General features: G+C 69.6%; 20 protein-coding genes. 4 read left to right on the top strand and 16 right to left on the bottom strand.

The window, feature by feature from the left end:
- Window positions 1-5: 5 nt before the first annotated feature.
- Together ACWEPG_RS03890 and secG are read right to left on the bottom strand one after the other, a co-directional pair.
- Entirely contained in the window at window positions 6-416 is a 411-nt protein-coding gene (locus ACWEPG_RS03890) for a PPOX class F420-dependent oxidoreductase (RefSeq protein WP_450115677.1), read from the bottom strand.
- A 1-nt stretch (window position 417) separates the two neighbouring features.
- The gene (secG, locus tag ACWEPG_RS03885; protein ID WP_450115676.1) at window positions 418-651 is read right to left on the bottom strand and encodes a preprotein translocase subunit SecG; all 234 of its coding nucleotides are present in this window, start codon (window positions 649-651) and stop codon (window positions 418-420) included.
- A gap of 297 nt (window positions 652-948) precedes the next feature.
- Between secG and ACWEPG_RS03880 the strand changes: the two genes are divergently transcribed.
- Entirely contained in the window at window positions 949-1,872 is a 924-nt protein-coding gene (locus ACWEPG_RS03880) for a tyrosine-protein phosphatase (protein ID WP_452593933.1), read from the top strand.
- A gap of 69 nt (window positions 1,873-1,941) precedes the next feature.
- On the opposite strand, the gene ACWEPG_RS03875 is transcribed toward ACWEPG_RS03880, so the two are convergent.
- Together ACWEPG_RS03875 and ACWEPG_RS03870 are read right to left on the bottom strand one after the other, a co-directional pair.
- A complete protein-coding gene (locus tag ACWEPG_RS03875; RefSeq protein ID WP_450115674.1) occupies window positions 1,942-3,600 on the bottom strand; it encodes an FAD-binding dehydrogenase in 1,659 nt (552 codons plus the stop codon).
- Window positions 3,601-3,607: 7 nt separating this feature from the next.
- Window positions 3,608-4,210, bottom strand: coding sequence for a TetR/AcrR family transcriptional regulator (locus tag ACWEPG_RS03870; protein ID WP_450115673.1), 603 nt, complete (start codon window positions 4,208-4,210; stop codon window positions 3,608-3,610).
- Between the two features lie 118 nt (window positions 4,211-4,328).
- On the opposite strand from ACWEPG_RS03870, the gene speG reads away from it, so the two are divergent.
- Window positions 4,329-4,850, top strand: a complete 522-nt coding sequence (speG, locus tag ACWEPG_RS03865; protein WP_450115672.1) for a spermidine N1-acetyltransferase — start codon at window positions 4,329-4,331, stop codon at window positions 4,848-4,850.
- 18 nt (window positions 4,851-4,868) lie between these two features.
- Here speG and ACWEPG_RS03860 read toward each other — a convergent pair whose 3' ends face one another.
- Window positions 4,869-5,312, bottom strand: coding sequence for a nitroreductase family deazaflavin-dependent oxidoreductase (locus tag ACWEPG_RS03860; RefSeq protein WP_450115695.1), 444 nt, complete (start codon window positions 5,310-5,312; stop codon window positions 4,869-4,871).
- Window positions 5,313-5,477: 165 nt separating this feature from the next.
- Here ACWEPG_RS03860 and ACWEPG_RS03855 point away from each other — a divergent pair, with 165 nt between their 5' ends.
- The gene (locus ACWEPG_RS03855) at window positions 5,478-6,383 is read left to right on the top strand and encodes a tyrosine-protein phosphatase (RefSeq protein ID WP_452593932.1); all 906 of its coding nucleotides are present in this window, start codon (window positions 5,478-5,480) and stop codon (window positions 6,381-6,383) included.
- Window positions 6,384-6,482: 99 nt separating this feature from the next.
- Window positions 6,483-6,965: a nuclear transport factor 2 family protein gene (locus ACWEPG_RS03850; protein WP_450135256.1), complete on the top strand. Its 483-nt coding sequence runs from the start codon at window positions 6,483-6,485 to the stop codon at window positions 6,963-6,965.
- A gap of 79 nt (window positions 6,966-7,044) precedes the next feature.
- Here ACWEPG_RS03850 and tpiA read toward each other — a convergent pair whose 3' ends face one another.
- From tpiA to ACWEPG_RS03795, 11 genes are all read right to left on the bottom strand, one after another.
- Window positions 7,045-7,830 (bottom strand): triose-phosphate isomerase, encoded by a 786-nt coding sequence (gene tpiA / locus ACWEPG_RS03845; RefSeq protein ID WP_450115669.1) that lies wholly within the window; start codon window positions 7,828-7,830, stop codon window positions 7,045-7,047.
- 2 nt (window positions 7,831-7,832) lie between these two features.
- The gene (locus ACWEPG_RS03840; RefSeq protein ID WP_450135254.1) at window positions 7,833-9,044 is read right to left on the bottom strand and encodes a phosphoglycerate kinase; all 1,212 of its coding nucleotides are present in this window, start codon (window positions 9,042-9,044) and stop codon (window positions 7,833-7,835) included.
- A gap of 5 nt (window positions 9,045-9,049) precedes the next feature.
- Complete coding sequence (gene gap / locus ACWEPG_RS03835) at window positions 9,050-10,069, bottom strand: type I glyceraldehyde-3-phosphate dehydrogenase (protein WP_450115667.1); 1,020 nt, start codon at window positions 10,067-10,069, stop codon at window positions 9,050-9,052.
- Between the two features lie 166 nt (window positions 10,070-10,235).
- On the bottom strand, window positions 10,236-11,219 hold the full coding sequence (gene whiA, locus ACWEPG_RS03830) for a DNA-binding protein WhiA (protein WP_450115666.1): 984 nt from the start codon (window positions 11,217-11,219) through the stop codon (window positions 10,236-10,238).
- Window positions 11,210-12,274 (bottom strand): gluconeogenesis factor YvcK family protein, encoded by a 1,065-nt coding sequence (locus ACWEPG_RS03825; protein ID WP_450115665.1) that lies wholly within the window; start codon window positions 12,272-12,274, stop codon window positions 11,210-11,212. Before ACWEPG_RS03825 ends, whiA begins: the two co-directional genes overlap by 10 nt.
- Window positions 12,271-13,167: an RNase adapter RapZ gene (gene rapZ, locus ACWEPG_RS03820; protein WP_450115664.1), complete on the bottom strand. Its 897-nt coding sequence runs from the start codon at window positions 13,165-13,167 to the stop codon at window positions 12,271-12,273. Before rapZ ends, ACWEPG_RS03825 begins: the two co-directional genes overlap by 4 nt.
- Entirely contained in the window at window positions 13,164-15,401 is a 2,238-nt protein-coding gene (gene uvrC, locus ACWEPG_RS03815; protein ID WP_452593931.1) for an excinuclease ABC subunit UvrC, read from the bottom strand. Before uvrC ends, rapZ begins: the two co-directional genes overlap by 4 nt.
- Before the next feature lie 64 nt (window positions 15,402-15,465).
- Complete coding sequence (locus tag ACWEPG_RS03810; RefSeq protein WP_450115694.1) at window positions 15,466-15,864, bottom strand: PH domain-containing protein; 399 nt, start codon at window positions 15,862-15,864, stop codon at window positions 15,466-15,468.
- 51 nt (window positions 15,865-15,915) lie between these two features.
- The gene (ribH, locus tag ACWEPG_RS03805; protein ID WP_450115662.1) at window positions 15,916-16,401 is read right to left on the bottom strand and encodes a 6,7-dimethyl-8-ribityllumazine synthase; all 486 of its coding nucleotides are present in this window, start codon (window positions 16,399-16,401) and stop codon (window positions 15,916-15,918) included.
- On the bottom strand, window positions 16,398-17,651 hold the full coding sequence (locus tag ACWEPG_RS03800) for a bifunctional 3,4-dihydroxy-2-butanone-4-phosphate synthase/GTP cyclohydrolase II (protein WP_452593930.1): 1,254 nt from the start codon (window positions 17,649-17,651) through the stop codon (window positions 16,398-16,400). Before ACWEPG_RS03800 ends, ribH begins: the two co-directional genes overlap by 4 nt.
- A 138-nt stretch (window positions 17,652-17,789) precedes the next feature.
- Entirely contained in the window at window positions 17,790-18,398 is a 609-nt protein-coding gene (locus tag ACWEPG_RS03795; RefSeq protein ID WP_450115660.1) for a riboflavin synthase, read from the bottom strand.
- Window positions 18,399-18,454: the final 56 nt, after the last annotated feature.

Raw genomic sequence — 18,454 nt, 5'->3', positions numbered from 1 at the left:
GAGCGTCAGGCCTTGAAAACGACCGCGTCGGGCGTGAGCCTGCCGATCACCCGGGGCGTGCCGGGGGCATCGAACTCCCAGCGCTCGGCGCCGGTGTACTTGGTGGCGAGGGTGTGGATCAGCGACCCGTCCGGGTCGTCGGTGAAGGTCACCGTGCCGCGCACCTCGAGGTAGCTGTAGGGCCGCGCCGCGGGATACACCAGCAGCGTCGCCCGCGGGTCACGTTCGAGGTTGCCGGTCTTGCGGCGGCCCTTGACGGTGGAGAACAGGACGTCGCCGCCATCGCGCTGCACCCAGATGACCGACAGCTGAGGCTGCCCGGACGGCTCGACGGTGGCGAGGGTCGCGAACTCGGGTGCGTCGATCAGCGCGGCACCCGCGTCGGGAAGGACCGCGGATCGGATCAGGTCCGCCACGTCAGCTGAACTTGATCTCGAGGCCGATGCCGACGATGGCGATCAGCCACAACGCGGCGGTGAAGACCGTCAGCCGGTCGAGGTTCTTCTCGACGACGGTGGACCCGGACAGGCTGGACTGCACGCCGCCGCCGAAGAGGCTGGACAGGCCGCCACCCTTGCCGCGGTGCAGCAGCACCAGCAGGACCAGCAGGAGGCTGGTCACGATCAGCAGGATGTCCAGGAAAAGTCTCATCTCGGCGGTACGCTGCCCTTCACGAAACGGTTGTGGCCACAAGTCGTCCCAGCCTACCCGCACGGCCGCACCGCCGACGACATCTGGTCGTTTTTCGAGACTGCCCAGAATTGCGCTCGTTCAGCGCGAGCGCTCGCCTCGTGCGGCCGCCGATCATCGATCGGACTGTGATGTGAATCACATTCACGTGGAATCTCCCGCCCAACGGGACCGTTTCGCCGCCATCGACCCTTTCCCTGTGACCCTCGTCTCACTTCCACTCCGGAAGCGCACGCACCTCCGTCAGAAGGGCCCTCGATGGCACAGTCCCGCACGGTGACCGGCCTCCTCGCCGTCACGACCGTTGCACTGCTCACACCCCTCGTCACCACTGGAATCGCGCAGGCCGCCCCTGCAGTCCCGGTGGTCATCGCCGACGTCCTGGGCACCGGGTCCGCAGGCGGATTCGGCAGTGCCGCTCCGGCGGCCGATGCGCCGCGCCTGGCGAGCGTCGACAACTTCCGTGACGTCGCAGGTACGGGCGACGGGTACTCGGCGGTCTTCGGCCTGTCGCACGTGAACAAGGGCGTGTTCTACCGCTCCAACGCGATCGTCCCGAACGAGGCCGATCTCGCCACCCTCGCGGGCCTCAACCTGTCCACCGTCTTCGACCTGCGCACCGACGCCGAGGTCGCAAAGAAGCCCGACGTGCTCCCCGACGGCGTCACCTACACCCATCTGCCGATCGGAGCAGGGGATTTCAGCACAGAGCTGTCACGGATCAAGTCCCCCGACGACTCGCGCACCTTCATGCAGTCGATGAACCGGCAGTTCGTCACCGGTGAGAACGAACGCGCCATGTTCGGCGCGATGCTCACCGACATGGCCACCGCGCAGGGGCCGATGGTGTTCCACTGCACCGCGGGCAAGGACCGGACAGGGTGGACGACCTACCTGCTCCTGTCCATCGCCGGGGTGAACTCCGAGACGATCATGGACGACTACCTGCTCACCAACGAGTACGCGAAGAACTCGATCGCCGCGAATCTCGAGTCCCTGCAGCGCCTCTTCGGCGATGCCGCGGTGAACATGGCGCCGCTGGTGTCGGTGGAGCCGAGCTTCCTGCAGGCGGGCATCGACCAGCTGACGGCCGACTACGGCACCCTGGACGCGTACCTCACCAACGGGCTCGGTCTGTCCGCCGGCACCGTCGGCCTGTTGAAGGCCAAGCTGATCGGCTGATCACCGGGGACGCCCGTGCGTGGTGCGCGCCCCGACCGGGGTGACCACCACGCACGGGCCACGGCGCCGCTACAGCCGGCGCGCCAGCGCCCGCCCGGCGCTGCGGCCGGAGAAGATGCAGCCGCCCAGGAAGGTGCCTTCCAGCGCGTTGTAGCCGTGGACGCCGCCGCCGCCGAAGCCCGCGACCTCGCCCGCCGCGTACAGCCCGTCGAACGCGGCACCGTCCGGTCGGATCACCTGCGCGTCGAGGTTCGTCTCGAGCCCACCGAGCGTCTTGCGCGTCAGCAGGTTCAGCCGAACCGCGATCATCGGACCGTGCGCCGGATCCTGCAGCTTGTGCGGCTTGGCGACGCGGATCACCTTGTCCGCCGGGTAGGTGCGGGCGTTGCGGACGGCCATCATCTGCATGTCCTTGGAGTACGTGTTGTCCACCTCCCGGTCCCGGGCCACGACCTCGCGTTCCACCTGCGCGAAGTCCAGCGGCGGACCGGGGTTGATGGCGTTCATCCCGTCGACGAGGTCGCGCAGGTTGTCGCGGACGACGAAGTCCTCGCCGTGCTGCTTGAACGCCTCGACGGGTCCGGTCGCGCCCTTCTTGACGCGGCCGAGCAGCAGCTTGAGGTCCTTGCCGGTCATGTCGGGGTTCTGCTCGGAGCCCGAGAGCGCGAACTCCTTCTCGATGATCGACTGGGTGAGGACGAACCACGTGTGGTCGTGTCCGGTGCCGAGAATGTGCTTGAGCGTCGCGAGGGTGTCGAATCCGGGGAACAGCGGGACGGGCAGGCGCTGTCCGGTCGCGTCGAGCCACAGCGACGACGGGCCCGGAATGATCCGGATGGCGTGATTCGGCCAGATCGGGTCCCAGTTGACGATGCCCTCGGTGTAGTGCCACATGCGGTCGCGGTTGACGATGTTGCCGCCCGCGTCCTCGGTGATGCCGAGCATCCGGCCGTCGACGTGCGCGGGCACACCGGTGATCATCCGCTCCGGGACCCGGCCGAGCCGTTCGGTCGGCCAGTTCTTCTTGACCAGGTCGGGGTTGCCGCCGATGCCGCCGGAGGTGACGATCACCGCCTGCGCGCGCAGCTCGAACTCGCCGGCGCGGTCCCGATTGGACTTCACGCCGCGCGGTTCGTGGGACGGGGCGAGCACGGTGCCGCGGACACCGACCGCCGCACCGTTCTCGACGATCAGCTCGTCGACCTGGTGCCGGTACCGGAAGGTGACCAGCCCGCGGGCCGCGGCCTCGAGCACCGGTTCGCGGAAGACCCGCACCACCTCGGGGCCGGTGCCCCAGGTGATGTGGAAGCGCGGCACCGAATTGCCGTGCCCGGTGGCCAGTCCGCCGCCGCGTTCGGCCCACCCGACGTTCGGCATCACCCGCAGGCCCAGCTCGTGCAGGTAGGAGCGCTTGTCCCCGGCGGCGAAGTTCACGTACGCCTGGGCCCACTGCCGCGGCCAGTGGTCCTCGCGCTCGCGGTCGAATCCGGCACTGCCCAGCCAGTCCTGCAGCGCCAGCTCGTAGGAGTCCTTGATCCCCATGCGGCGCTGTTCGGGACTGTCGACGAGGAACAGGCCGCCGAGCGACCAGAACGCCTGCCCGCCGAGGTTGGCCTCGTTCTCCTGCTCGACGACCACGACGGACTTGCCCGCCCTGGTCAGTTCGTAGGTGGCGACCAGGCCGGCGAGCCCACCTCCGACGACGATGACATCGGCTGTCTCGGACATCTGCACCTCACTTGTTTTCGCTGTAACTACGGAGGACGTGGACGAACAGGTCGGTTCGGGCACGGGCGATCCGGGCGTCGTCGGGTTCCATCAGGACCTGGACGGACGTGCCGTCGTGGACGGCGACCAACGCACGGCCGAGCGCCTGCGGGTCGGTGATGCGGCGCCCGGCGCGCGCCAGTGCGTTCTCCACGACCGGCAGGATCGTCGCCTGGATGGCAGCCTCCCTGGCCGCCATCACCGATTTCAGTGCCGGGTTCCGGAGGGCGTGCGCGGTGAACTCTGCGGTGATCCGGTACCAGCGGTCCTCGACCGGGATCGCGGCGAGGATGCGGGCGGCGGCGCGGTCGAGGTCGAGGTCGAACTCGTCGGCCGATTCGTCCGCTGCCACCGCGTCCCGGATGTCGGCGAGCATTGCGGCCGACCGCTGCTCCCACATCGCGAGGAACAACTCGTCGAGCGAGTCGAAGTTGGAATAGAACGCCCCGCGCGTGAATCCGGCCCGCTCGCAGACCTGCTCGACGGTCGATCGACCGAACCCCTCCTCGGCGAACACGTCGAGGGCGGCGGCAAGCAACCGCTCCCGCGTCTGCGCTCGACTCCTCGGCATGTTCGATACATTAATGTATCGAACGGTCCGGTGGGGTCGATCCGGGCAACCGTCCGAGTCCGCGCCACACCGCCGCGACAGCGGCCGGGCACGACCCGTCGGCGATACGCTCGATTTCATGGCCGACAACTCGACGACGGCGAACCTGCGCCCCCTGGAACGAACCGACCTGCCGTTCGTGCATCGGCTGTTCAACGACTCGCAGGTGATGCGCTACTGGTTCGAGGAACCGTACGAGTCCCTCGCGGAACTGACGGAGCTGTACGACCGGCACGTCCACGACGAACGGGAGCGACGCTTCGTGATCGAGGTGGACGACGGCGCGGTCGGCCTCGTCGAGCTGGTGGAAATCGACTACATCCACCGCAACTGCGAGTTCCAGATCATCGTGGCGCCCGGGCACCAGGGCAAGGGTTATGCCGGCATCGCGACCCGCAAGGTGCTCGCCCACGCGTTCGGCGTGCTCAACCTTCACAAGGTCTACCTTCTCGTCGACACCGAGAACCACGCGGCCGTGCACATCTACGAGAAGGTCGGCTTCACCGTCGAAGGCGTACTGCGCGAGGAGTTCTTCGCCGCGGGCAGTTATCGCGACGCCACCCGGATGGGAATCTTCCAGCGCGACTTCCTCGCGCAGTAGGCCCGAACGACCCGGCGCTCAGCGCGGGGCGAGCACCACGACCGGGATCGGGCGGGTGGTGTGCCGCTGATACGCGCTGTACCGGTCACCGTTGTTGGCATCGGCGGCGGCGAACAGTCGCGCGTAGTCCGGGTCGTCGGGGCCGAGCAACCGAGCGGTGACCGGAATCCTCGTCGTGCCGACCCGGATCGACGCCTCCGGGTGCGCCTTCAGGTTGAAGTACCACCCCGGCGACTGCGGGGCACCACCCTTGGACGCCACGACGACGTAGTCCTCGCCGTCCCGCACGTACGTCAGGCTGCTGACGCGCGGCTGCCCCGTCTTGGCGCCGACGGTGTCGAGCAGCAGGCACGGCACCCCGAGGATGCGGTGACCGATCCGGCCGTTCGTGCGCTCGTACACCCACTGATGGAATCGCAGCACCTGCACTCCGGCCTTCTTGACGATCGGGTTCTCCTCGATCTGCACGAGACCACCTCCGGATTGTGTGTGACCAAGCGTAACCAGACCGGACCCGGCCAGGGCGACCGAAATCACACCCGGCACCCACTGATCGGGACAGAACCGACGTCGGCACCCTCGCCGCCCTACCGTCCCGGAATGCCCAAACCGCATGAAGGGACCCCAATGAGCCTGTCCGCCAACCGGATCCGTCGCCACGCCCTCGCCGCCATTGCGTTGACCGGCGCCATGTCGATCACCGGCCCTCTCGTTGCGCACGCCGAGCCCGCCACCTTCGGCCTCGCCGATCTCGGATCCACCAGCACGTCACCGGCGGCGACTCCGCGCCTGTCCTCGGTGAACAACTTCCGTGACATCGCGGGACCGGACTCCGGCTATGTCGGCACCGGGGGCCTACATGTCCGCCGGGGGCTGTTCTACCGGTCCAACGTCCTCACCCCCAGCGCGGCAGATCTCGCCGCGCTGGAGAGCCTGGGCCTGACGGCGGTGTACGACCTGCGCACCGAGGCCGAGGTTGCCGCCAAGCCCGAGACCGTGCCCACCGGGGCCGCCTACACCCGGATCTCGGTCCTCGCCGCCGACCCCAGCGCCGACATCGCGTCCCTCGAGACCCCGGAGCAGGCCCGCACCTACGTGCAGGGCGGATACCGCGACACCGCGAACGACACCGTGGCACGGGCCGGCTACGGACAACTGCTGACCGCACTCGCGGAGACCTCTGGGCCGCAGGTCTTCAACTGCACCGCGGGCAAGGACCGCACGGGCTGGGCCACCGCGCTGCTGCTGAGCATCGCCGGCGTCTCACGCGAGACCATCGTGCAGGACTACCTGCTGAGCAACGAGTACTCCGCCGCGACCATCCAGGCCTCGATCGACCGCGTTGCCGCGACGAAGGGCGAGGCGGCCGCCGCGGTCTACCGGGAACTCCTCGGCGTCGACGCGAGCTACCTCGAGGCCTCGTTCGCCGAGGTCGACAAGAACTACGGCACCTTCGACCGGTACCTCGTCGACGGCCTCGGACTCTCGCCCGCGACGATCGCCAAGCTGAAGTTCACGCTTCTGGTCGGGTAGGCGAGTTCGGACGGGCGCGTCCAGGTGTCGGCGCGCCCGTCCGGGGACCGACTTCCTCGCCGCACTGCCAAGTTCGGCCGGATCCGCGACACTGGAGTGATGAGGGCTTGGTTCCCCCTGGGTGCGGCGACGGTGATCGCCGGACGGTATCTGCTGCTCCGCGCGCTGCTGCGCAAGTTCCGCGGAGACCTCGCCGCGCTCAACGCCGGAGACCATCGCCCGCTGCTCGGCTCGTATCACCCCGACGCCGTCCTCCGTTTCGCCGACGGCGATCACCGCTGGGCGGGCGTACACCGGGGCCGGCCGGCGATCGAGCGTTTCCTCGAGAGCTTCGTCAGGGCCGGACTCCAGGGCGAGATCGTCGAGGCCTACTTCGGCGGCGCGCCGTGGCGGCTGACCATCGTCGCCCGCTTCGACGATCACGCGATCGGACCCGACGGTGCAGTCCTGTACCGGAACCGCTCCGTTCTCCTGCTGCGCACGAGGTGGGGACGCGTCGTCGAGCAGGAGGACTTCTTCGAGGACACCACCCGGATCGCGGCCTTCGACGCCCGCCTCCGGGAGCTGGAGCAGCACGACTGAACCGAGCCCGAAACGCCGGTGGGCGCGTCGTCCTCGAAAGGTCCACGCGCCCACCGGCGTTCGTTCGGTGACACTCAGATCACGGGAGGGGTCCCCCGGCGGCGATCGCGGAGAGCGTCGCGAACTCGTCGGCCTTGAGCGAGGCTCCGCCCACGAGGCCGCCGTCGACGTCGGGCTGAGCGACGAGCTCACCGACGTTCTTGGCGTTGACCGAGCCGCCGTAGAGCACCCGCACGTCCGCCGCGACCTCGGCGGAGGCCAGCTCGGCGAGGGTGGCGCGCACCGCGGCGCACACCTCCTGCGCGTCGGCGGCCGAGGCCACCTTGCCGGTGCCGATGGCCCACACCGGCTCGTACGCGACGACGATCTTGCCGATCTGCTCCGCCGAGAGGCCCGCGAGCGAGCCCTTCAGCTGCGCGACGTTGTACGCGACGTGGTCGCCGGCCTCGCGGATGTCGAGACCTTCGCCGATGCAGACGATCGGGGTGATCCCGTTCGCCAGCGCCGCCTTGGTCTTCGCGAGCACGATCTCGTCGGTCTCGCCGTGGTACTGGCGACGCTCCGAGTGCCCGACCACGACGTAGGTGCAGCCCAGCTTGGCCAGCATCGACCCGCTGATCTCACCGGTGTACGCGCCGGACTCGTGCTGGGAGACGTCCTGCGCACCGTAGGTGAGCAGGAGCTTGTCGCCCTCGACCAGGGTCTGCACGGACCGGATGTCGGTGAACGGCGGGATCACCGTCACGTCGACCTTGTCGAAGTACTTCTCGGGCAGCGAGAAGGCGATCTTCTGCACCAGGGCGATGGCCTCGAGGTGGTTGAGATTCATCTTCCAGTTGCCTGCAATGAGCGGCTTGCGTGCCATGCCTACGCCTCCAGCACTTCGAGGCCGGGCAGCGTCTTGCCCTCGAGGTACTCGAGGGAGGCGCCGCCGCCGGTGGAGATGTGCGAGAAGCCGTCCTCGGGCAGACCCAGCAGCCGCACCGCGGCCGCCGAGTCGCCGCCGCCGACGACGCTGAACGCGCCCTTGCCGGTGGCACCGATGATCGCCTCGGCGACCCCCTTGGTGCCGGCGGAGAACTTCTCGAACTCGAACACGCCCATCGGCCCGTTCCAGAACACCGTCTTGGCGCCGGACAGGATCGCCGCGAAGCGTTCCACCGACTCCGGTCCGATGTCCAGGCCCATCCAGCCGTCCGGGATCTCCAGCACGGACACCGTCCTGGCCTCCGCGTCGGCGGAGAAGGAGTCCGCGATCACCACGTCCTGCGGGATGTGGATGACGTCGGCGTACCGCTCCAGCAGCGACTTGCAGGTTTCGATCATCGACTCCTCGCACAGCGAGTTGCCCACCGAGACCCCTTGCGCGGCAAGGAAGGTGTAGTACATGCCGCCGCCGATGACCAGGGTGTCGGCCTTGGTGGCCAGCGCCTCGATCACGGCGAGCTTGTCGGAGACCTTCGAACCGCCGAGCACGACCGCGTACGGCCGCTCGGAGTCCTGCGTCAGCTTCTGCAGGACCTCGACCTCGGTCGCGACGAGGGTGCCCGCGTAGTGCGGCAGCAGCGTCGCGACGTCGTAGACGGACGCCTGCTTGCGGTGCACGACACCGAACCCGTCCGACACGAACGCGCCGTTCATGTCGGTCAGTTCGACGAGTGCCTTCGCCAGCGCGAGCCGCTCCGCGTCGTCCTTGCTGGTCTCGCGCGGATCGAAGCGGATGTTCTCGAGCAGCAGCACGTCTCCGTCGGTGAGGCCCTCGGCCCGCGCGAGCGCGTCCTGGCCGACGACGTCACCGGCGAGCTGGACGTTGCGGCCGAGCACCTCGCCGAGCTTCGCGGCGACCGGCGCCAGCGACAGCGCCGGGTCCGGCTCGCCCTTCGGGCGACCCAGGTGCGCCATCACGATGACCTTGGCCCCGGCCTCGGCCAGCGCCGAGATGGTCGGCGCCGAGGCCAGGATGCGGCCCGGATCGGTGATGGTGTCTCCGTCCAGCGGGACGTTGAGGTCCGAGCGCACCAGCACGGCGCGACCGGCGACCCCCTCGTCCAGCAGGTCCTTCAGCGTCTTGACTCCCACCGCGATCAGAGGGACTTCGAGACGAGACCGATGAGGTCCGCGAGACGGTTGGAGTAGCCCCACTCGTTGTCGTACCAGGAGACGACCTTGACCTGGTCGTCGATGACCTTGGTCAGCCCGGCGTCGAAGATCGACGAGTGCGGGTCGGTGACGATGTCCGAGGAGACGATCGGCGCCTCGGTGTACTTCAGGATGCCCTTGAGCGGGCCCTCGGCCGCGGCCTTCATCGCGGCGTTGATGTCCTCGATGGACGCCGTCTTCTTCAGGTTCGCGGTCAGGTCGGTGACCGAGCCCGTCGGGATCGGCACGCGCAGCGCGTAGCCGTCGAGCTTGCCGAGCAGCTGCGGCAGGACCAGGCCGATGGCCTTGGCGGCGCCGGTGCCGGTCGGGACGACGTTCAGCGCGGCGGCGCGGGCGCGACGCAGGTCGCTGTGCGGGCCGTCCTGCAGGTTCTGGTCCTGGGTGTAGGCGTGGACCGTGGTCATCAGACCCTTGACGATGCCGAACTCGTCGTCGAGCACCTTGGCGATCGGGCCGAGGCAGTTCGTGGTGCACGAGGCGTTGGAGATGATGTTCTGGCTGCCGTCGTACTTGTCGTCGTTGACGCCCATCACGATGGTGATGTCCTCGCCCTTGGCGGGCGCGGAGATGATGACCTTCTTGGCGCCGGCCTCGAGGTGGCCCTTGGCCTTGGCGGCGTCGGTGAAGATGCCGGTGGACTCGACGACGACGTCGACACCGAGGTCGCCCCACGGCAGCTCGTTGAGCGGGCCGCGGTGCGCGAGCGCCTTGATCTTCTTGTCGCCGACGACGATGGTGTCGTCGCCCTCGAGCGAGACGTCGTGCGGCAGGCGGCCGAGGATGGAGTCGTACTTGAGCAGGTGAGCGAGGGTCGCGTTGTCGGTCAGGTCGTTGACCGCCACGATCTCGATGTCGGTGGTGCCGAGCGCCTTCTGCGCATCGACGGCCCTGAAGAAGTTACGTCCGATACGGCCGAAGCCGTTGACGCCTACCCGGACAGTCACAATTCGCTCCTTTTGACCAGTTTTCATGTGCAGTGATCAGATGTGTGCCACAGCCTAGTGGGCGCACTCGGTGGCGCCCACCACTCCCCCGGACGGGCTCAATGAGAAACCCCACCCCGGCGCGCGGGCGCTTCGCGGTGGTGCGCGGCACCAGCTTCCGTGACGACTATGCCTCGTCGAGCAGGTCCGCGGTGACCGCGGACTCGGTGTCCGGGACGCCGGTCTCCTTGGCCTTCCGGTCCGCCATCGACAGCAGCCGGCGGATCCGCCCGGCAACCGCGTCCTTCGTCATCGGCGGGTCGGCCAGCTGGCCCAGTTCCTCGAGCGATGCCTGGCGGTGCTGCACCCGCAGGCTGCCCGCCGCGGCGAGGTGGTCCGGCACGTCCTCGCCGAGGATGTCGAGCGCCCGCTCGACCCGGGCCGCGGCCGCGACCGCGGCCCGCGCCGACCGGCGCAGGTTGGCGTCGTCGAAATTGGCGAGCCGGTTCGCGGTGGCGCGCACCTCCCGGCGCATCCGCCGTTCCTCCCAGGTCAACCGCGTGTCCTGGGCACCCATCCGGGTGAGCAGCGCGCCGATCGCGTCCCCGTCCCGAACCACTACGCGGTCAGCGCCACGCACCTCGCGTGCCTTCGCCGACACCCCGAGGCGCCGCGCCGCACCGACCAGCGCGAGGGCGGCCTCCGGACCCGGGCAGCTGATCTCCAGCGCCGACGAGCGGCCCGGTTCGGTCAGCGAACCGTGGGCGAGGAACGCCCCCCGCCAGGCGGCCTCGGAGTCGACGATGCTGCCGCCGACGACCTGGGCCGGCAGCCCGCGCACCGGCCTGCCGCGCATGTCCAGCAGCCCGGTCTGACGCGCGAGGGCCTCCCCGTCCTTGTTCACCCGCACGATGTACCGGGCGCTCTTGCGCAGTCCACCCGCGCCGAGCACGTGCACCTCGGCGCCGTAGCCGTAGAGGTCGTGGATCTCGCCCCGCAGTCGGCGGGCCGTCGAGCCGAGGTCCACCTCGGCCTCGACGACGACCCGACCGGCGACAATGTGCAGTCCGCCTGCGAACCGCAGCAACGACGACACCTCCGCCTTGCGTGCGGACACCTGGGTCACCACGAGCCGACTCAGCTCGTCCTTGACCTCTGCTGTCATTGCCACGAACTGGGCTCCCTTCCCGTATGTGTCGATTCCGCTTCGCGGTCGTCGGTGTCTCCGGCCGCACAGCCGTGCCGATCCCCCCGCGCGAGCGCCGCCGAGGCGATGTCGTCGAGCGCGGCGGCGAGTTTGCCCGGGTGATGTGTGGCGGTTCCGGGTCGCGCGACATCGGCATAGCCGACGGTGGCGCCGAGGCGCCCGGCCGCGCGGCACAGATGTTCGCGTTCGCGTCCGGCCGGGACCGATTCCGCATCGACGAGGACGTCGTCGACCCGCAGGTCCGGCGCGTGTTGCGCGAGGACGTGCAGGTGCCGTTCGGCGGAGAAGCCCGCGGTCTCCCCCGGTTCCGGTGCGAGGTTGAGGATCAGCGCCTTACGCGCGCTCGTCTCCCGCAGCGCTGCCGCCAGTTCGGGCACCACCACGTGCGGGATGACACTGGTGAACCACGAGCCGGGCCCGAGCAGCACCAGATCCGCCCGCCCGATCGCGGCGAGCGCGTCGGCGGTGGCCGGAGGATCGGGCGGCACGAGCCGGACCCGACGCACCTGACCGGGCGTCGTCGCGACCGCGACCTGCCCGCGAATGGTCCGGCACACCCGCGGATCGGCCTCCAGCCCCACCACGTCCGCCTCGATGGCGAGCGGGATCGGCGACATCGGCAGGACCCGGCCGCGGATCCGCAGCACCCGGGCCATCTCGTCGAGCGCGCTGACGGTGTCGCCGAGCACCTCGGTGAGGCCTGCCAGGATCAGGTTGCCGACGGAGTGACCGGCCAGCGCGCCGGTGCCGCCGAAACGGTGCTGCAGCGTCGACGTCCAGGTCTGCACGTCGGGTTCGTCGGCGGCGAGGGCGGCGAGAGCCATCCGCAGATCACCCGGCGGGATGACGCCGAGTTCGGAACGCAACCTGCCCGACGAGCCGCCGTCGTCGGCGACCGTGACCACCGCGGTCACGTCGTCACTGAGCCGCCGTGCCGCGCTGAGCGTCGCGTACAGTCCGTGCCCGCCGCCGAGCGCGACGATCGACGGACCCCGCCCGTCCCGTTCCGGCACCGTCATTCGCGCCCCAAATCGCGGTGCACGACCTTCACCGTGATGCCCGTGTCCGCCGCGAGCCGGGCCGCGAGGGCCTCGGTCATCGCGACACTGCGGTGTTTGCCGCCGGTGCATCCGACCGCGATCGTCATGTAGCGCTTGCCCTCCCGGCGGTATCCGTTCGTCGTCAATTCGACGACGTGATGGTAGGTGTCGAGATAGTCCTGCGCGCCCTCCTGGCCGAGGACGTAGTCACGCACGGAGTCCTCGCGGCCGGTGTGTTCGCGCAATGCGGGGATCCAGTGCGGGTTGGGCAGGAACCGTACGTCGCAGACCAGGTCCGCGTCCATGGGCAGCCCGTACTTGAATCCGAACGACTGCACGGTCACCGCGATGGACGCGGCGTTCCCGCCGCCGAACGCGGCCTCCACCCGGTGTCGCAGCTCGTGCGCAGAAAGCGACGACGTGTCGATGACCAGGTCGGCATCGGCCCGCACGGGCGCCAGCCGAGCCCGCTCGGCGGCGATGCCCTCGATCAGCGTCCCGTCGCTGCCCTCGCTCTGCAGCGGATGGCTGCGCCGGTTGTGCTCGAATCGGCGCACCAGCACGGCGTCGCTGGCCTCGAGGAACAGCACCCGGGTGCGGGTCGCCTTCTCGGCGACCTCCTTGACGACCGTCGCCAGTTCGCCGGTGAAGCGCCGGCTGCGCACGTCGATGACCACCGCGAGTTTCGGGATCCGCGAGGTCGGGGACAGCCCGAGGTCGACCATCCGCGTGATCAGCTCGGGGGGCAGGTTGTCCGCGACGTACCAGCCCATGTCCTCGAGCACCTTCGCGGCCGTGCTCAGGCCCGCACCGGACAGTCCGGTCACCAGGGCCACGTCGATGTCCAGCTGTTCGCGGGCGTTCTCGGTCACTCGACTCCTGCCCTTCTCGACTCGGCGGTTCTCGATTCGGTAATCATCGATCGCGGATCATCATCCCCCACGCGGACCGAATCGTCGGTTTCCTCCGCCGTGGTGTCAGCGGTGTCACCGATGATCTTCACCGCAGTGTCGCCCGCGTTCTCGGCCGGAGCGTCCCCGCCGAGCGCCGCGAGTACCGCCCTGGCGGTGGTGATCCCGACTCCGGGAACGGCGGTGATCTCCTCGACCGTCGCCTCCTTGAGCTTCGCGACGGAACCGAAGTGGGTGACGAGCGCGGTGCGGCGGGTCTCGCCGAGACCCTTCACCGAATCGAGCGCGGACGCGGTCATCCGGCGCGAGCGCTTGCTGCGATGGAAGGTGATCGCGAATCGGTGCGCCTCGTCCCGGACCCGCTGCAGCAGGAACAGCGCCTCGCTGGTGCGCGGCAGGATCACCGGGTCCTCCTCCCCCGGTACCCACACCTCCTCGAGACGCTTCGCGAGGCCGACGACCGCGACATCGGTGATGCCGAGGTCGTCGAGGACCGCCGCAGCCGCGGTGACCTGTGGCTTGCCGCCGTCGACGACGAACAGGTTCGGCGGGTACGCGAACCGCCGCGGCCGGCCCGTCTGCGGGTCCAGCGCCGCGGCCGGCGCGAGGTCCCCGCCGTCCTGATCGAGTGCCGCCGCCGTGTTGGTCGGCGGCACCGCCGCCGTGCCCATTGGCGGCACCGCCGCCGTGCCCATTGGCGGCACCGCCGCCGTGCCCATTGGCGGCACCGCCGCCGTGTCCTGCGCGTGCCGCAGGAACCGCCGCCGGGTCACCTCCGCGATGGAGGCGACGTCGTCGGAGTGACCGTCGCCGGCGGCCTCCCTGATCGAGTAGTGCCGGTAGTCGGACTTGCGCGGCAGGCCGTCCTCGAAGACGACGAGGGAGGCGACCACGTCGGTGCCCTGCACGTGGCTGATGTCGATGCATTCGATGCGCAACGGCGCCTCGTCCAGGTCGAGCGCCTCCTGGATGCCCTGCAGGGCCGCCGAGCGCGACGTCAGGTCACCCGCCCGCTTGAGCTTGTGTTGCGCGAGAGCCTCTTTCGCGTTGCGTTCGACGGTCTCGGCGAGGGTCTTCTTGTCGCCGCGTTGCGGGACCCGCAGCGACACCGCGGACCCGCGGAGCCCGCTGAGCCACTCCTGCAGCTTGTCCACGTCGGCGGGCAGCACCGGCACCAGCACCTCCCGCGGCACGACGGTCACCTTGTCGGCCTGCAGTCCGGGCTGGTCGGCGAGCGCGGCCTGTTCGCCGTAGAACTGGGTGACGAACTGTTCGACGAGGTCCCCCATCCCGCCGTCCGCGTTGTCGTCGCCGTCGCCGGTGAGTTCGACGACCCAGCCGCGCTGTCCGCGGACCCGGCCGCCGCGCACGTGGAACACCTGCACGGAGACCTCGAGGTCGTCGGCGGCGAACGCGACGACGTCGGCGTCGGTGCCGTCGCCGAGCACCACGGCCTGCTTCTCCAGCGCCTTGCGCAGCGCCCCGAGGTCGTCGCGGAGCCGGGCCGCGCTCTCGAAGTCCAGGTCGTCGGAGGCACGCTGCATGCGGTGCTCGAGTTCACGGACCAGTTTGTCGGTGCGCCCGGCGAGGAAGTCGCAGAAGTCCTCGACGATGCGACGGTGCTCGGCGGCGCTGACCCGCCCGACGCACGGCGCGGAACACTTGTCGATGTAGCCGAGCAGGCAGGGGCGGCCGATCTGGTTGTGCCGCTTGAACACTCCCGCCGAGCAGGTGCGCGCCGGGAACACCCGCAACAGCAGGTCGAGGGTTTCGCGGATCGCCCAGGCGTGCGAGTACGGACCGAAGTAGCGGACGCCCTTGCGGCGCGGGCCGCGGTAGACGAACAGCCGCGGGTACTCCTCGTTCAGCGTCACCGCGAGCACCGGGTAGGTCTTGTCGTCGCGGTAGCGGACGTTGAACCGGGGGTCGAACTCCTTGATCCAGTTGTACTCGAGTTGCAGCGCCTCGACCTCGGTGCCGACCACCGTCCATTCGACGCTGCCCGCCGTGGTGACCATCTGCCGGGTCCGCGGATGCAGCGAGGCGACGTCCGCGAAATACGAGTTCAGCCGGCTCCGCAGGCTCTTCGCCTTGCCGACGTAGATGACCCGGCCGTGGGGATCGCGGAACTTGTACACGCCCGGCTGCGTCGGAATGGTTCCGGTGGCGGGGCGATAGGTGGCGGGATCGGGCACGAATCCAGGTTAGTCGGATGCTCCGACGCGCCGCGGACCGGCGAGTCCGCGGCGCACGTCGGGGTCAGCCCCGGTCGTCGGGTGCGTACCTCGCGGCCAGCGTCCGGAACGACCGGACGGCGGAGACGGCGTGCTCGCGGTCGTTGGCCTGGATCGCCATCACCGGGATGTACTCGTCGTCGGGCAGCTCGATCCGCGCCCAGGCGGCCCCGTCAGGGAACGACAGGCCCTGCACCAGGTCCCAGTCCACCCGGCGCTCGCCGAACGCGTTGCGGACCAGGACACCGTCCGCGTTCGCACGCAGCCGCGGCCGGGCGAGCAGCAGAACCAGGCCCGCAAGCAGGACGCCGATGCCGACCATCGCCAACTGGTCGATCAGCCGGAAGTACACCCCGGTCGCGGAACTGCGGAGGAAGATGCCGAGCACGACGAACAGGACCACGCAGGCGGCGGCCACGATCATCGCCGCTCTGGCCGACTTGCGGCAGCGGACGTCGAGGTCCCAGGTGGCCACTCAGTTCCCCGCTCGCTCGCGCAGGTTCTTGAGGGTGACCGCGGTGTCGATCGCCGCGGCGCACGCCTGCCCACCCTTGTCCTCCACGGAGCCGGGCAGCCCGGACCGGTCCCGGGCCTGCTGCTCGTTGTCCGTGGTCAGCACCCCGTTCGCGACGGGGGTTCCCTCGTCGAGCGCGATCCGGGTCAGTCCGTAGGTCACGGCGTCGCACACGTACTCGAAGTGCGGGGTGCCGCCGCGGATCACGACACCAAGCGCCACCACGGCGTCGTGGGTGCGGGCCAGCTGCTGCGCGACGACGGGGAGTTCGATCGCGCCGGCCACCCGGACCAGGGTGACGTCCTCGATCTGCGCCTGCTTCGCCACCCGCTTCGCCCCGGCGATCAGCGCCTCCGAGATCTCGGGGTGCCACGAGCCGGCGACGATTGCGAGCGTGAGGTCCTTCGCCTGACCCAGCTGCAGGTCGGGTAGTCCCTGTCCGCTCACAGCGCGCCGCCCTTCTCGAATTCGTCGAGGCCGGCCAGGTCGTGGCCCATCCGGTCCCGCTTGGTGCGCAGGTAGGTCAGGTTCTCGGCGTTGGCGCGAAGCGGCATCGGCACCCGCTCGAGGATCTGCAGCCCGTAGCCGTCCAGGCCGACGCGCTTGGCCGGATTGTTGGTCAGCAGCCGCATCGACGTGATGCCGAGGTCGACGAGGATCTGCGCACCGATGCCGTAGTCACGGGCGTCGGCGGGCAGTCCGAGCTCGAGGTTGGCGTCGACGGTGTCGGAGCCGGCGTCCTGCAGCTGGTACGCCTGCAGCTTGTGCATGAGGCCGATGCCGCGGCCCTCGTGCCCGCGCATGTACAGCACCACGCCCCGCCCCTCGGCCGCGACCATCTCGAGCGCGGCGTCGAGCTGCGGGCCGCAGTCGCAGCGCAGCGAACCGAACACGTCACCGGTCAGGCACTCGGAGTGCACCCGGACGAGTACGTCGCCGCCGTCCCCGTCGGGGCCGGCGAGGTCGCCCTTGACCAGGGCCACGTGCTCGACCTCGTCGTAGATGCTCTGGTAGCCGACGGCCTTGAACTCGCCGTGCGGGGTGGGGATCCGCGCCTCGGCGATCCGCACGACGTGCTTCTCGTGCTTGCGGCGCCACGCGATCAGGTCCGCGATGGAGATCAACGCGAGGTTGTGGTCGTCGGCGAAGACGCGCAGCTCGTCGGTCTGGGCCATGTGGCCCTCGTCCTTCTGGCTGACGATCTCGCAGATCACGCCGGCCGGGCGCAGGTCCGCCATCCGGGCCAGGTCGACGGCGGCCTCGGTGTGGCCGGGCCGGCGCAGCACGCCGCCCTCCTTGGCGCGCAGCGGCACGACGTGGCCGGGGCGGGTGAAGTCGCCCGCGCCGGAGTTCGGGTCGGCGAGCAGTCGCATCGTGGCGGCCCGGTCGGACGCCGAGATGCCGGTGCCGATGCCTTCCTTCGCGTCGACCGTGACGGTGTACGCGGTGCCGTGCTTGTCCTGGTTGGACGAGTACATCGGGGGCAGCCCGAGCCGGTCGCAGTCCTCGCCGTCCAGCGGAACACAGAGGTACCCGGAGGTGTAGCGGACCATGAAGGCCACCAGTTCGGGTGTCGCCTTCTCGGCGGCGAAGATGAGGTCGCCCTCGTTCTCGCGGTCCTCGTCGTCGACCACGACGACCGCCTTGCCTGCCGCGATATCGGCGACTGCGCGCTCGATACTGTCGAACCTGGTCACGTCCTGCGCTCCATCATTCTCGAATGCGTCGTGCACCCTTGAGGTGCACCTCAACAGTACGGCCCCCTCCGTGTGAGGCCGTCACCGTGTCCTACCGGGCGGTACCCACCAGGCCTACCGGGCGGTACCCACCAGGCCCTAACGGCCGGCGTTCTGCAGCCGCTCGACGTACTTGGCGATCACGTCGACCTCGAGGTTCACCAGCGTGCCCGGCGTGGCGGTCCCGAGGACCGTCAGCGCGAGCGTGGTCGGGATCAGCGAGATCTCGAACCACTCCCGATCCGCGTCGCCGCCGAGCGCGGACACCGTCAGCGAGACGCCGTCGACGGTGATCGAGCCCTTCTCCACCACGTACCGCGAGATCGAGGCAGGCAGCGAGATCCGCACGACCTCCCAGTTCTCGGACGGCGCGCGGCTGACGATCGATCCGGTGCCGTCGACGTGCCCCTGCACCAGGTGGCCGCCGAGCCGGCTGTTCAGCGCGGCCGCACGCTCGAGGTTCACCTTGCTGCCGACGACCAGGGCGCCGAGGCTCGACCGGTTGAGCGTCTCGGCCATCACGTCGGCGGTGAAGGAGTCGCCGTCGACGACGTCGACGACGGTCAGGCAGACGCCGTTGACCGCGATCGAGTCACCGTGGCCGGCGTCGGAGGTCACCAGTGGGCCACGGACCGTGAAGCGGGCCGCGTCGGCCAGGTCCTCCTTGGCGACGATCTCGCCCAGTTCTTCGACGATGCCGGTGAACACAGTCTCTGTATCTCCTCGTGTGGTGGGTGACGCGTCTTCGATTGTTCGGAAGGCCG

It is taken from the genome of Rhodococcus sp. NPDC004095, assembly GCF_053604015.1.
The sequence above is the reverse complement of the archived record's forward strand: the minus strand, read 5'-3'. Positions and strand labels throughout refer to the sequence as shown.

What these genes read in the sequence shown, in the direction of transcription:
- ACWEPG_RS03825 (WP_450115665.1), bottom strand. Translation starts at nt 12,274, where the DNA reads ATGACGGTGCCGGAACGGGACGGGCGGGGTCCGTCGATCGTCGCGCTC.
- secG (WP_450115676.1), bottom strand. Translation starts at nt 651, where the DNA reads ATGAGACTTTTCCTGGACATCCTGCTGATCGTGACCAGCCTCCTGCTG.
- ACWEPG_RS03810 (WP_450115694.1), bottom strand. Translation starts at nt 15,864, where the DNA reads ATGATCGTGGCCGCCGCCTGCGTGGTCCTGTTCGTCGTGCTCGGCATC.
- ACWEPG_RS03855 (WP_452593932.1), top strand. Translation starts at nt 5,478, where the DNA reads ATGAGCCTGTCCGCCAACCGGATCCGTCGCCACGCCCTCGCCGCCATT.
- tpiA (WP_450115669.1), bottom strand. Translation starts at nt 7,830, where the DNA reads ATGGCACGCAAGCCGCTCATTGCAGGCAACTGGAAGATGAATCTCAAC.
- ACWEPG_RS03880 (WP_452593933.1), top strand. Translation starts at nt 949, where the DNA reads ATGGCACAGTCCCGCACGGTGACCGGCCTCCTCGCCGTCACGACCGTT.
- speG (WP_450115672.1), top strand. Translation starts at nt 4,329, where the DNA reads ATGGCCGACAACTCGACGACGGCGAACCTGCGCCCCCTGGAACGAACC.
- ACWEPG_RS03875 (WP_450115674.1), bottom strand. Translation starts at nt 3,600, where the DNA reads ATGTCCGAGACAGCCGATGTCATCGTCGTCGGAGGTGGGCTCGCCGGC.
- ACWEPG_RS03870 (WP_450115673.1), bottom strand. Translation starts at nt 4,210, where the DNA reads ATGCCGAGGAGTCGAGCGCAGACGCGGGAGCGGTTGCTTGCCGCCGCC.
- ACWEPG_RS03850 (WP_450135256.1), top strand. Translation starts at nt 6,483, where the DNA reads ATGAGGGCTTGGTTCCCCCTGGGTGCGGCGACGGTGATCGCCGGACGG.